Origin of the sequence: uncultured Campylobacter sp., from assembly GCF_905372745.1 — a bacterium.
Lineage (GTDB): Bacteria > Campylobacterota > Campylobacteria > Campylobacterales > Campylobacteraceae > Campylobacter_A.
In genome coordinates, this window is record NZ_CAJPQR010000049.1 from 1 (window position 1) to 12,740 (window position 12,740).

Sequence of the window (12,740 nt, forward strand, 5' to 3'; positions counted from 1 at the left end):
AGTATTTACGAGCTAAAACCCAGGTTTCAAAATCTACTGCGCCCGCTAGTTAGGCATCTTTATAGCGCAGGCGTCACGGCAAACGCAGTTACTATCGCTGCCTCCGCCATTTCTGTTTTACTTGGCGGAGTCCTAGTAAAATTTGCCGATATTTCTACGCTATTTTTTCTACTGCCCGTTTGGATGTTTTTACGTATGGCGCTAAATGCCATAGACGGCATGCTAGCTCGCGAATTTAATCAAAAAAGTCCGCTGGGAGGCTACCTAAACGAGGCTACGGACGTTATTTCGGATGCCGCGCTTTATCTACCCTTTGCCTTCGTGGCTCCGTTTGGGCAGAGCGTTATCTCGCTCGTTATTTTTCTAGCTTTTATGAGCGAATTTTTAGGCGTGCTAGGTCAGATACACGGACGAGGTAGACGCTACGACGGACCTATGGGTAAAAGCGACCGAGCGTTTTTATTCGGGCTTATAGCTACCGTTTACGCGCTACTTGGACAGCTGCCTGCGTGGAGCGTCTGGGTGCTTTACGTAGCGGTATTTTTACTCGCGGTTACTTGCGTAAACCGCGTGAGGATGGGGCTGGGGGAGTAGGGGTAAACCATAAAATCCAAAATAATCCTGCCGCAAGGATACCGAATTTAGCATAATTTGCCGCCGTAATTAAATTTGATATAATTTCAAGACCATTTATTTTAGCTAGAGGCGTTGCGGATGGTGCATAAGGAAAATGAAGCCAAAGTAGCGATACAATGAGCGTAAGACTAAAATCTGCGCTAGTCGCCAAATTTAACGCGCAAACAAGGCAAATTTAACAAAAAGGACGAAAGATGAAAGAGTTTTTAGCAGCCGCGCTTGATTTTATCCTTTGCCGCATCACGATATTTATCACGGGCGTAAGGCCGCCGCAGGAGCTTTTAAACATCGGCGAGGGCTCTAAAATTTACTACGCGAACCACGCTAGCCACGGCGATTTTTTGCTGATTTTCGTCTCGCTGCCCTACCGCGCGAGAAGGCGCGCGCGCCCCGTCGCGGCGGCGGAGTACTGGGAGAGCGGGCGGGTGCGCAGATTTCTTGCTAAAAACGTATTTAATATGGTGCTAATCAGCCGTCATAAAGATCCGTTAGAGGCGCTAACGCAAATGAGCGAGGCGCTACAGACACACTCTCTCATCATCTTTCCCGAAGGCACGCGCAAGACGGACGACGATCTCGCGCTACAGCCGTTTAAAAGCGGGATATTTCGCCTGGCGCAGCAGTGTCCTGACATCCCGCTCGTGCCCGTATGGATCAAAAACGCGCGAAACGTCCTGCCTAAGGGCTTTTTCGTGCCTATTCCGCTGCTTTGCGAGCTGATAGTGGGCGAGGAGATAACCTACGGCGGCGAGAGCAAGGGCGAGTTTTTGCAAAAGACGCAAGACGCGCTGCTAGCGATGAGCGATACGCAAAATGATAGAACGAAAGCCTAGCGCAGTAGCTTTGGCTGCGGGGTTAAATTTAAGCCCCGTAAGTCCGTCAAACGAAAAGGGAAAATTTGCGACCGATTTTTACGACAAATTTGACGGCGAGCCTTTTAAAACGGCGGCCGAAAACGTCAAATTTGAGCGCGAAACACGGGCTAAAACGCTCGCCTCTGCGCAAATCAAATTTGACCTAAACACAAATTTAAACCGCGTAAAAAATTTAACCAATCAAGCCGTCCGCGCGGCAAACCAAACGCGCGCAAATTTGACTCGTTCGCAAGCTCCGAAGCGGGCGTCAAATTTAGCTTCAAATTTAACCAAAAGGCACTAAAATGAACCCGCAAAATCATATATTAAATCTATTTTTAGGACTCATCGTGGTGCTAGTCGTCTCTAGCGCCATTGCCTTTATCCTAAAGGCAAAATTTGGCGCCGAGAACAAAACCGTCTCAAATTTGACCTCGCGCATAAACGCCTGGTGGGCGATGATTTTGGTGATTTTTGCGTTTACGTATATGGGCAAAAACGCCGTGATATTTTTGTTTTTGCTCGTATCTTTTGCCGCTTTGCGCGAGTTTTTGTCGCTCATCTACATCCGCAGAGGCGATCACATCGCGCTCGTGGCGTGCTTTTACGTGATTTTGCCCGCGCAGTATATATTTATATATGCTGATTGGTACGCGATGGCGATGATATTTATCCCGGTTTACGGATTTTTATTTTTGCCGATTTTGGCCGCTATTTGCGGAGATGCAGCCTATTTTTTAGAGCGCTCGACGAAAATCCAGTGGGCGCTGATGATCTGCGTGTTTTGTATCTCGCATATCCCTGCGCTTCTTTTGCTGGATCTTGAGCAGGGCAGCGGCATGGAGTTGATGCTGTTTTTGATCTTGGTCGTGCAATCAAGCGACGTGCTGCAGTACATCTGGGGCAAGCTTTTTGGCAAGCGCAAGATCGCTCCTAGCATCAGTCCGTCTAAAACGGTAGTAGGCTTTGCGGGCGGGGTTCTTAGTGCTAGCGCGCTGGCCGCGTGTCTGCATCATCTCACGCCTTTTGGCACGGCAGGGGCTTTTTTCATCGGGCTTGCCGTTTGTATGATGGGCTTTTTAGGAGGGCTTGTTATGTCGGCGATCAAGCGGGATCTTGGCGTCAAGGACTGGGGTTATATGATCAGCGGGCATGGCGGGATGCTTGACCGTATGGACTCGCTGTGCTTTGCGGCGCCGATATTTTTTCACATCGTTAGATATTTTTACGCGTGAGGTTTTGATGAAAATTTGGAGCAAAATTTTACTTTTAGCGCTCGCGGCAAATTTTGCCTTTGCATTTTCGGCTGGGAAGCTCGTGCAGGACGCTAGAGCGCAGGTCGGGCAGACGCTGTTTTACGATCCCTCGTACGAGAGGCTAGCCTATCCGATGGGCGACGTGGATATGATAAAGGGCGTTTGCACCGACGTCGTAGTTAGGGCGCTGCGCGGACAGGATATCGATCTGCAGCGGCTCATCCACGAGGATATGAGTGCGAATTTTAGCGCCTATCCAAAAAACTGGGGCGCTAAGAAGACCGACAAAAACATCGATCATCGCCGCGTGCCAAACATCGCGACCTATCTAAAACGCAAAGGCTACGAGGCGAAGGGCGAGTTTAAAGCCGGCGATATCGTGACGTGGCGGCTGGATAACGGCAGGCCGCATATCGGTATAGTTTCGGATAAATTTGCCGCTAACAAAACCCCGCTCGTGATCCACAATATCGGGCTTGGCGCGCAGGAGGAGAATGTGCTAAACGAGTACGAGATAACGGGGCATTTTAGGATAAAATAAGCGTAAAAAACAGATAAATTTAAGTAAGAAAGGCGAAAAATGGAGTTTAAAGAGAGCTATTTTATAACGAGCGACGGGGCGAGGATATTTTACAGATACCGCCTGGCTAGCGACGTAGCGTGCGAAAATCCGGGCGCAAATGAAGTAAATTTGAGCGAGGACGGCAAATTTGACGGGTCAAATTTGAGCGCTGAGGCCGCAAACGAAACGTCAAATTCGGCTAGCGAGCAAGCAGGCGGCGCGGATGAAAATACGGAGCCGGGTTTCGGCGACGAAGGTAAATCGGACGAGCAAAATTTACCAAACGGCGGCGAAAATTCGGACTCAAATTTAAACGAAACGGGCAAATGCAGCGCGTCAAATTTGAGCGAAAACGCCGAGCAAAATCTTAAATTTAAAGCCGCGCCGAATGCCAAAGCCGTAGCGATATTTCACCGCGGGCACGAGCACTCGGGTAGGGTGACGCACGTAGCGGACGGCTTGGCGGATGAGAGTTTTAGCTATTTTGCGTGGGATCAGCGCGGACACGGCAGGAGCGAGGGCGAGCGGGGCGACGCGCCGAGTATCGGCCGCCTCATCGCCGACGTGGACGAGTTTGTGGCGCACATCGAGCAGAGATTTGGCTTTGAGACGCAAAATCTAGCCGTGATAGCCCAGAGCGTGGGTGCCGTGCTGGTCTCGGCGTGGCTACACGACTACGCCCCGCGCGTTCGCTGCGCGGTGCTGGCAAGTCCGGCGTTTAGCGTGAAGCTTTACGTGCCGTTTGCTAGAGCCGGGCTAAAGGCGCTCTACTCCGCCCGCGGAAATTTTTTCATAAACAGCTACGTCAAGTCGCACTATCTCACGCACGACAAACAGCGTCAGGCCAGCTACGACGCCGATTCGCTCATCACTCGCGCGATCTCGGTGCGCATACTGCTGGGGCTTTACGAGGCGGCGCAGCGCGTGGTTTCGGACGCCGCCGCGATCACGACGCCTACGCTGCTGCTGATCTCGGGCGATGATTGGGTCGTGGAGCACGCCCCGCAGCACGAGTTTTACAACGCTCTTGGCGCGCGGGTAAAAAGGCGCGAGATTTTAGAGGGATTTTACCACGATACGCTGGGCGAAAGCAAGCGGGAGAGGGCGTTTGAGATCGTGCGCGAGTTCGTCGGCGAGCGCTTTAGCGCGCCTTTTAGCGAGGTGGACTGCATGCACGCGGACGAATACGGCTTTAGCCGCGAGGAGGCCGATAGGCTAGCTACGCCGCTGCCGAGATTTAGCCCGAAAAATTTACGGTTTAAATTTCAGCGGATATTTATGCAGGCGGTTTCGCCGTGGGTCGGCGGGCTAAAGATCGGCGAAAATACCGGCTACGATAGCGGCAGTACGCTTGACTACGTCTACCGAAACGAGCCGCAAGGGGCGAATAAATTTTTTAAATTTATCGACGAAATTTACCTAAACGCCATCGGCTGGCGCGGCATCAGAGAGCGCAAACGAAATATCAAGCTAGCTATCGATCAAGCCGTAGCAAAGCTGCAGGAGCGAGGCGAGCCGCTACGACTGCTCGACATCGCCTCGGGGCACGGCAGATACATACTAGACGCCGCGCAAGGGCATAAATTTGAGCGCATAACGCTACGCGACTACAGCGACATAAACGTAAAAGCCGGCAGCGAAATGATAAAGGAGCGCGGACTGCAGGACGTCGCGAGCTTCACGCAGGCAAATGCGTTTGACGCCGCTAGCTACGAGGGCCTGCAGGACGCATATACGCTTGGCGTCGTGTCGGGGCTGTTTGAGCTCTTTCCGGATAACTCAGTCGTGCGCACTGCGCTACAAGGCTTTTCAAGCAGCGTAAAAAGCGGCGGCTACCTCATCTACACCAACCAGCCGTGGCACCCGCAGCTCGAGATGATCGCGCGCGCTCTATCCAGCCACAGGCAGGGTGCGGCATGGATCATGCGCCGCCGCAGCCAGGCCGAGATGGATCAGCTTGTGAAAAAGGCGGGCTTTAAAAAAGTAAAAGAGTGGATAGATGGGGATGGGATATTTAGCGTGAGTTTGGCCGTTAAAATTTAAAAGCGGCTCGTCTTTTGAGCGTCTTTGAATGAGCTAGAAATTTTCTCCCTCGATGAACTATATGTTCTATCTTCGGTCGAAAATTTCTTCGCAACATTCAAATCCATCTCAAAATACTTCGCCTTATCTTTTTACGTTCAAATTTGCAAATTTGAGTCGCCGAGACCTGTACCCAAAAATGCTAAACTAAAAAACGTGCGGCGCGACAGCGCCAAATTTAACCTGCGCATAGCGCAGCAACTTCTCATGTCGTAGGGGATAGGGGATCGTTAAGGGGGAAGGGAGCGACCTCGTAATTCAAGCCCATTCCCCCTTAACAAGAAAGATTGACTTGCACAAAAAGTTTAATTTATAACTCTAAATTAGACTAATTAAAATTTGACACCTTAAAGATTCGGGTCTCGGCGGGTAAAATTTACAAATTTACGTCAAGCGAGCCTATAGGTCACCAGAAGCGCAAATCCGCTAAAATTTGATAGAATTAGCAAAAAAGGCAAAAATGAAAACAAAACCGTTTTTATCGCAGCTGACCGCGCTCGTCGTAGTTGCGGCGATATTTTACGCTAGCTACGGCGCTACAAATGCCCTCGCGAGCGCTTGCGCAAACGTACCCGAGATCTATTTCTCGTGGGAGCGCGCGGTGCCGTTTTGGGCGTGGAGCATCGTGCCGTATTGGTCGCTAAATTTGCTCTACGCGCTTGGATTTTTCCTCTGCCGTGACGCCGGGGAGCTCGCGCGCTACGTCACGCAGCTACTCGCCGCGCAGATTATCGCGACGCTATTTTTTATCATTTTTCCTCTGCAAATGTCGTGGGAAAAGCCCGCAGTTTCGGGCATTAGCGGCTTTTTGTTCTCAAGCCTCGCCGCCTTTGACCTCCCGTTTAATCAAGCCCCGTCGCTGCACATCATACTTTGCGTCGTGGTGGGCGCATTTTACCTTCGTAAGGCGCGCGCAGTTTGGCTTAAGGCGGCGCTCGTGGCGTGGTTTGCGCTCATCGGCCTTAGCGTACTAACCACGTATCAGCACCATTTTATCGACATTCCAACGGGGCTGGCTGCGGGCTGCCTCGTCCTACTCGTTCGTCCGATAGATGGCGAGCCGCTTAGATTTGCCGTGGCCGCGGACGCAGCGCGCTACAAATGGGCGGCGCTATATCTGGGGCTTGCGTTTTTGACGCTTTTTGCGGCGATTTTGGGGGCTAAAATTTGGGGCGCGTGGATGCTGTGGCTATCGTGGGCGAGCCTTAGTTTTGCGCTGGTTGCTTGCGGTTACGCGTTTTTGGGCACGGGAGTTTTTGCTAAAAACGGGCAAGGCCGTCACGCCGCCGCAGCTAAAGCTTTACTTTTTCCATATCTTTGCGTAGCGCGGTTAAATGCGCTCTTTTGGCTGCGCGGACGCCGGCTTTCAGATGAGATTTTGCCAGGGCTCTATCTTGGCTCGGTTAAGGTGGCGGGCAAATTTGACGCGGTGCTAGATCTCGCGGCCGAGTTTGAGCGGCCTGGCGGCGCGCAAATTTACGCGAGCTTACCTATGCTAGATATGATAACGCCCGGCGCGGACGAGCTGAGGCGCGGCGCGGACGAGCTTGAGCGGATAGTAAAAACGACTCTTGGCGGCTGCGAAAATTTACCGCAAAGGGCGGCGAAACTAGGATCAAATTTTAGCGCCGAGGCAGTTGGCTACGCGAACGAGCTAAATTTGAAATTTCACAGGCAAGCGGCCGCGCGGGTAAATTTACAAACGCCCGGCGCGGCAAACGAAAGTAAGATCGCCGAGGCGGGGCAAATTTTCGCTAGCTCAAACGAACGAGCCGCCGAAGCAAACGATAAAAAGGTGCTAGTGTGCTGCGCGCTGGGCTACGGCAGGAGCGCGTCTGTGCTGCTTGCTTGGATGGTGATTTACGAGGGACTGGGCTTTGACGACGCGCTAAATTTGCTAAAATCTCGCCGAGAAAAGATCGCAGTCGCTAGCTCGCTGCGCGAGCGGATAGAGCAGATAGCCGTCCGCACCAGCTAAATTTGAAAGCGGAGTAAAGAAGCGGTAAATTTAAGCGCGAAATAGGCGCAGGCTAAATTTGATCAAGTCCGGTTTGGGGGATCAAATTTAAAAAATCTGAAGGCTAGAAACAAGCGGCATTGCAAAATTCTCGGCGAAAACAAACGGAAATTTAACCAAATGCCCAAAACAAGGAGAGAAAATGACGAATGCGGAGCAAAACGAAAAAGCGGCGCTCTGAAGGCTAGAAACAAGCGGTATTGCAAAATTCTCGGCGAAAACGAACGAAAATTTAACTAAACGCCCAAAATGAGGAGAGAAAATGACGAATGCGGAGAAAAACGAAAAAGCGGCGCAAGGCGGGGAGCGGGAATGCCGCCAAACGGCGGACGATAGAGTCTTGGCGCTGGTTACGGCTAGATTTTTAGCGACGCATAGGCTGTTTTTCTTGTTAAATTTACTTCAGCTTGCCGTCTGCCTTACTATTTTTACGCGTTTTGCCGTGATTGCGGGCTTTTTGGCGGTTTTTGCGGGGCTATTTTATCTGCACGTTAGGCTGCATTTTGATATGCTTATTTTTAGGGATTTTGCGGATGAGAGATTGGGGCAGGGCGAATTTGACGCGGCGCTTGCGGCGCTAAATTTAGCTAGCAAGCCGCCTAAAATCCGCGATATGAAAAGTCGCTGCGCGGGAGCTTTGCAGCTATATAAATTAGCGGCCGCGCTTAGTTTGGCGCTCATTTTAGCGGCCTTAGCGATGCGTTATTTGGGCTAAATTTACGGTGAAATGGGCTTTACGGGCGACTAGACGCAAATTTGCAAACGATAGGGCGCGTGAGGCCAAGACAAAATGCCGCCTCGCAAACGAAACTCTAAACGCAAAGGCTGCTTTGGGTTTAAATAAACCACGCGTTAAGACGCGACTGTAAATTCGGATAAAAGCGCTCAAGCAAACGACGAATGCGCGCCCGAGTTTTGAGCGCCCCGCCAAAGAGAGTAAGGTAAAACAAAGCCGCGCCGATACGTTTTTTGGCAAATACGAGCGAGCCTAACGTCCTAAATTTAACCGCCTAGCAAACGTAAAACCAGACAAGCGAGCGAAATTCGGCTATGGGCGGCGAAAATTTATAGCCTGATTTAAGCTAAGGTAAATTTACGCCAAAGCCGCGCGGTTGCCAAACTCCCAAAAAGCCTGTAAATTTAAGCTAAAACGAAAGCGTCATGTAGGCTAAACCCGCTTATTTACTCCGATAAAAACGCGTCCAAAATAGCGCGAGAGAAAAACAGTCCCATGCCGTTTATATGAAACGCCTTATCTTCTACCTTTTGCGATAGCGATATTTTTCTAGGGGCGATTTCCGCCATTAATTCGCCATATTCGTCTGGGGCGTTAATGCTTCTTACGATATCGATAAATTTTCCTTGCTCGTTATCGTAATCTTGATATACGAAAATAGACTCGGGAAAATTTACGATATTAACGCCGTATTTGGGAAAACTAACCGTGAAATATTTACCGCTCCAGCCGTCAATTTCGACGGGTACTTTTATCAGATTAACCTTAAAGGATTTGATGACGTCTGCTGCTTTTTGCGAAATCAAAAAATCCAAATCAAAAATACCCGAGTCGCAAGAAACGATATCGGTTTGTTTTGCTCGTTTTAGCGCAAACGCTTTAATGCCTTCGTCTTTAAATGCGGATAAATTTAGCGGATTCGTAAAAACGTCCGCAAATTTTTCTTTGACGTCTTTGGAGGGAAAGGATTTGGCGTCTATAAGCTCCGTCTGATATAGGCCGTTTCTAACTCCGATTACCGCCGGTTCGCAGCTGGTTCTTATCTCTTGCAGCAAGCTTGTCCTTTGCTCGTTAAATTTACTAATATCGTAGGCGTCTTATCCGCCGATAAGCGCGTATTTACGGCTTCTAGGGCTAATAAAAATTTGCGCCTCAAATCGTCTGAGGCTTTAGATAAATTTCTAACGTTTAATAAAAGGCATTCGTCATCGCCCAAAGAGTAGCGAGTCATGGGCTCTTCGTCCCCAAATGTTCTTAAATCAGATAAGCAATCTATCAAAGCGGCGAGATTTTTGCCGTAAAAGGTCGGAAAACCGAAAATTTCCGCCATTTTTAGGTGAAAATTTTTGTATTCCTCGTCTAAATTTTTAGAATAAATATCTAAAAAATCTATATCTACGCTAATAAATTTCATCGTTAAACGCCTTTAAATTTATTTTAGCAAGCAAGCCGTATCTACGCCTAAATAAAAAAAGAATTTTTCCGTAAATTCTAAACCGTTGATGTAAATTTCATCCTCTACGTTAAACAAATACGCATCCAGCCCGCCCAAATGCCTTAACTTTCTTTCCATCGTTTTTTTGTTTGCCGCAGACAAATCATCTAACTCTAGTTTTTCGTTTGCTTTTTGGATTTTTGTCTTTAAATCTTTTATAAATATATAATTAGAAAAGTCGGGCGGAACGATATTTGATATATCGCAATTTATAAATTTAAAAAACGAGATTTTGCAGGCGGATAGGTTTAAATTTAACTCGTCAAGCTTGCCTAACCTTTGGTTGTCGCCGATAAACTGGACTTCGGATATTTTCCCGGTAATCGTATTTTTTTGAAAATTATTTACTAAAAATCTTTGGTCGGTTATTTTGCATTTATCAAACAAACACGAGAAATATTTCGTCGATAAGTCGTCTAATCTCGTTCCGCGAAAATCGCAACCGATAAATTTGCAATTATCGTAAACCGCATTTACTTGTCCGACGCTACGGAAATCTACCTTTTGAAAAACGGTATTTTCAAAACTAACGTTTTTTCGTAGGCCTATTCTCGCATTTGAAAAATCGCACTGAATAAATTTCGCATCCCTAACCGACAAACCGTCAAAAATCGCTCCGCCCAGGTTCTCGCCGCATACCGAAATATCGCGCAATTCGTTATTTATAAAAAGATTTTTCATTTTGTATTTCCTTTGCGTGCGTAAAATTTCATAGCGGCGCTAAGCTTTGGCGGTAAATTTTGTTTATAAGCGGCGAAAACTAGACGCCGCCCGAGCAAATAAAAATAACTCGTCTTTTCTTTGCGCCGCCTTTTGCGGATATTTTTAGCCTCTTTAAGCTGCTGCTAATGGGTCTTCGCCGAAGCTATTTGCCCCTACCGTGCCGCGCGTAGCAAACCATACGATTAAAATGATATAGCCGATGATCGGAATAAAAAAGAGTAGCACCCACCAGCCGCTTTTGTTTAGGTCGTGAAGTCTTCTGACGCAGACTGCAAGGTTGGGTAATAAAAGGGTTAAACCCGCAAGGCTAAAGACGATCCCCGGTATTTCGTATATGGCCGATATGCTTAGGTCTACGCAAAGGGCCAGCACGCCTACTAATAGATTAAAGACTCCAAACCACCAGCACTCCGACCTAGGCGCTCTGCCGTCAAACTTTACGTAGCCGTTAAGGCAACTTTTTACCGATTCGGCAAAGATCATATTTTATCCTTTTAAACAACTTAATCCGCTAAAATAGGCCTAGCATGCGATCAAAGTGCGCTTGAAAAGCTAAATTTAAAGAATTACCACTTCGGTTTTTAGCTGGATGTCAAATTTTTCCAAAACGCGCTCGCGGGCTAAATTTATGAGTCCGGTCACGTCCGCGAAGGTCGCGGCTTTAAAATTTATGATGAAATTTGCGTGTTGTTCGCTAAATTTAGCCCCGCCTATCGCGTAGCCCTTTAGCCCGACTTCCTTGATCAGTCTGCCCGCGTAGTCGCCCGGCGGATTTACAAAACAGCTGCCAAAGCTAGCGCCCTTTGGCTGATTTGCGCGTTTAGCGGTAAAATCGGCGGCGAGAGCTGCGTCAAATTCGCGCGAAATTTTAAACTCGGCGCCAAATATCGGCTCATCGATCCCGCTTTTTCGGTAGCTAAAGCCTATCCTCTCGCGCTCTACCCAGCCGCGTCCTAGCCGTACCGCGAGCAGGTCGTCGCTGATACTAACGCCGCAAAGCCCCGCGTTCATTTTGATGAGGCCCCCAAGCGTGCCCGGGATATTTTGCAAAAACTCAAATCCGCCGATATTATGCTTTTTGGCGAAGTTGTAAATTTTGCCCGACTTGGTCGCAGCTCCGATACTGAGCACGTCGCCGCTTAAGTTTATATAATCAAACGCGCCGCCTAGCATCATCATCGCGGGCGGGTTTGGCGAAACGAGTAGGTTGTTCGCGCCGCCTATCATCACGCGCCCGGCAAATTCCGGCTTTAGCGCATCCTCAATGCTTTCTAGCACTGCTACCTCGTGCACGCCGCCCACTCGCACCGAGCTAAATTTGGAAAAATCTACAAGCTGCGTCATTGCACGAAATTTGGGATAAACTCTATCATGCGCGTCGTGAAATCGACCATCATCGAGACCATCCACGGCATCAAAAATATAATTACGACGACGACTAAAATGATCTTTGGCACGAAGCTTAGCGTCATCTCGTTTATCTGCGTCGTAGCCTGAAATATACTGATGATGAGCCCCGCCGATAGGCCCGCTAGCAACATAGGAAAGCTCAGATAAAGCGCGATCTTAAAGGTTTCGATACCGAGTTCTATGAGAGTTGATTGCATCAGCTAAACCTTATATCGTTGTACTCGGTTGGCACGAGATAGTTTTCGGCCTTGATCGGTAGTGGGTAAAATCCGCGCTCATAACCAAGCGCAAAGAGCCTATCTACCGCCTTTAGCTGCGTTTCGTTCATCGAGACGGAGTTACCATTTGCGTAGAGATTTAGATAGGTTTTTAGCTTTTCTTTATCGACGCGAATGAGGTTTCGCTCCATCAGCATGTGCGACAAAAACGGCTTATGCGCGGTGGCGATCCGCACGCCCTCGGTTAGCACGCGCTCGCACTCGATAGCGTCCGTTATCGGCAGGCTGCGGCGAACCGCCATGCCTCCTAGCGGCAGCGGTAGATTTTCGCCCGCTAGCTCGCTCCAGATGTCCCAGATCTCACGCTCCACGCAAAGCTCGTCCGAAAAGTCCAAAATACTTTCGTGTATCAGTACGCCCGCGTCCACCTCGCCGCTTAAAACCGCGCCCTCGATGTCGAGAAAATTTTTATAAATCACGCGCGCCTGCGGGTATGCCATGCGAAAAAGCAAGGCGTTTGTCGTGTGCTTGCCGCTTAGCGCGACCTTGAAATTTCGCTTTAAAACCGCGCCCTTTTTCTTAACTAGCTTTGGACCGTAGCCCTCGCCAAAGCTCACTGCCGTGCGCAAAAGCGCGTATTCGTCGCAGATGAGCGGATATAGCGCGAAACTAATCGCCGTGGCTTCGTAGGTGCCTTTTAGCGCCTCGTCGTTTAGCGTCTGGATATCAAGCGCGGTGGCGCTAAATTTTA

At 49.1% G+C, this 12,740-nt stretch carries 15 protein-coding genes; 8 read left to right on the forward strand and 7 right to left on the reverse strand.

Features of this window, described 5'->3' with window-relative positions:
- The 8 genes from QZ157_RS10150 to QZ157_RS10185 all read left to right on the forward strand — a co-directional run.
- Positions 1-594: CDP-alcohol phosphatidyltransferase family protein (locus QZ157_RS10150; RefSeq protein WP_295145218.1), on the forward strand; the 594-nt coding region annotated here is incomplete at its 5' end.
- A gap of 236 nt (positions 595-830) precedes the next feature.
- On the forward strand, positions 831-1,469 hold the full coding sequence (locus QZ157_RS10155; RefSeq protein ID WP_295145221.1) for a lysophospholipid acyltransferase family protein: 639 nt from the start codon (positions 831-833) through the stop codon (positions 1,467-1,469).
- Positions 1,450-1,794 (forward strand): hypothetical protein, encoded by a 345-nt coding sequence (locus QZ157_RS10160; protein ID WP_295145223.1) that lies wholly within the window; start codon positions 1,450-1,452, stop codon positions 1,792-1,794. Before QZ157_RS10155 ends, QZ157_RS10160 begins: the two co-directional genes overlap by 20 nt.
- A 1-nt stretch (position 1,795) precedes the next feature.
- On the forward strand, positions 1,796-2,725 hold the full coding sequence (locus QZ157_RS10165; RefSeq protein ID WP_295145225.1) for a phosphatidate cytidylyltransferase: 930 nt from the start codon (positions 1,796-1,798) through the stop codon (positions 2,723-2,725).
- A 7-nt stretch (positions 2,726-2,732) separates the two neighbouring features.
- A complete protein-coding gene (locus QZ157_RS10170; RefSeq protein ID WP_295145227.1) occupies positions 2,733-3,287 on the forward strand; it encodes a DUF1287 domain-containing protein in 555 nt (184 codons plus the stop codon).
- Between the two features lie 39 nt (positions 3,288-3,326).
- Positions 3,327-5,351, forward strand: a complete 2,025-nt coding sequence (locus QZ157_RS10175) for a bifunctional alpha/beta hydrolase/class I SAM-dependent methyltransferase (RefSeq protein WP_295145230.1) — start codon at positions 3,327-3,329, stop codon at positions 5,349-5,351.
- Between the two features lie 499 nt (positions 5,352-5,850).
- Positions 5,851-7,368 carry a dual specificity protein phosphatase family protein gene (locus QZ157_RS10180; RefSeq protein WP_295145233.1) on the forward strand — a complete coding sequence of 506 codons (1,518 nt, stop codon included), beginning with the start codon at positions 5,851-5,853 and terminating at the stop codon, positions 7,366-7,368.
- A 301-nt stretch (positions 7,369-7,669) separates the two neighbouring features.
- Positions 7,670-8,122 carry a hypothetical protein gene (locus QZ157_RS10185; protein ID WP_295145235.1) on the forward strand — a complete coding sequence of 151 codons (453 nt, stop codon included), beginning with the start codon at positions 7,670-7,672 and terminating at the stop codon, positions 8,120-8,122.
- Positions 8,123-8,589: 467 nt separating this feature from the next.
- On the opposite strand, the gene QZ157_RS10190 is transcribed toward QZ157_RS10185, so the two are convergent.
- From QZ157_RS10190 to QZ157_RS10220, 7 genes are all read right to left on the reverse strand, one after another.
- A complete protein-coding gene (locus QZ157_RS10190; RefSeq protein ID WP_295145238.1) occupies positions 8,590-9,198 on the reverse strand; it encodes a hypothetical protein in 609 nt (202 codons plus the stop codon).
- Positions 9,183-9,557 (reverse strand): barstar family protein, encoded by a 375-nt coding sequence (locus QZ157_RS10195; protein ID WP_295145241.1) that lies wholly within the window; start codon positions 9,555-9,557, stop codon positions 9,183-9,185. The genes QZ157_RS10190 and QZ157_RS10195 overlap by 16 nt, the downstream gene beginning before the upstream one ends.
- Before the next feature lie 18 nt (positions 9,558-9,575).
- The gene (locus QZ157_RS10200; RefSeq protein WP_295145244.1) at positions 9,576-10,319 is read right to left on the reverse strand and encodes a pentapeptide repeat-containing protein; all 744 of its coding nucleotides are present in this window, start codon (positions 10,317-10,319) and stop codon (positions 9,576-9,578) included.
- Positions 10,320-10,472: 153 nt separating this feature from the next.
- Positions 10,473-10,844 (reverse strand): DUF805 domain-containing protein, encoded by a 372-nt coding sequence (locus QZ157_RS10205; RefSeq protein ID WP_295145247.1) that lies wholly within the window; start codon positions 10,842-10,844, stop codon positions 10,473-10,475.
- 75 nt (positions 10,845-10,919) lie between these two features.
- Positions 10,920-11,705 carry a UDP-N-acetylmuramate dehydrogenase gene (locus QZ157_RS10210; RefSeq protein WP_295145251.1) on the reverse strand — a complete coding sequence of 262 codons (786 nt, stop codon included), beginning with the start codon at positions 11,703-11,705 and terminating at the stop codon, positions 10,920-10,922.
- Complete coding sequence (fliQ, locus tag QZ157_RS10215; RefSeq protein WP_232037885.1) at positions 11,702-11,971, reverse strand: flagellar biosynthesis protein FliQ; 270 nt, start codon at positions 11,969-11,971, stop codon at positions 11,702-11,704. The genes QZ157_RS10210 and fliQ overlap by 4 nt, the downstream gene beginning before the upstream one ends.
- Positions 11,968-12,740 (reverse strand): MqnA/MqnD/SBP family protein (locus QZ157_RS10220; protein ID WP_295145254.1); only part of this gene is annotated, 773 nt, incomplete at its 5' end. The genes fliQ and QZ157_RS10220, both read right to left, overlap by 4 nt.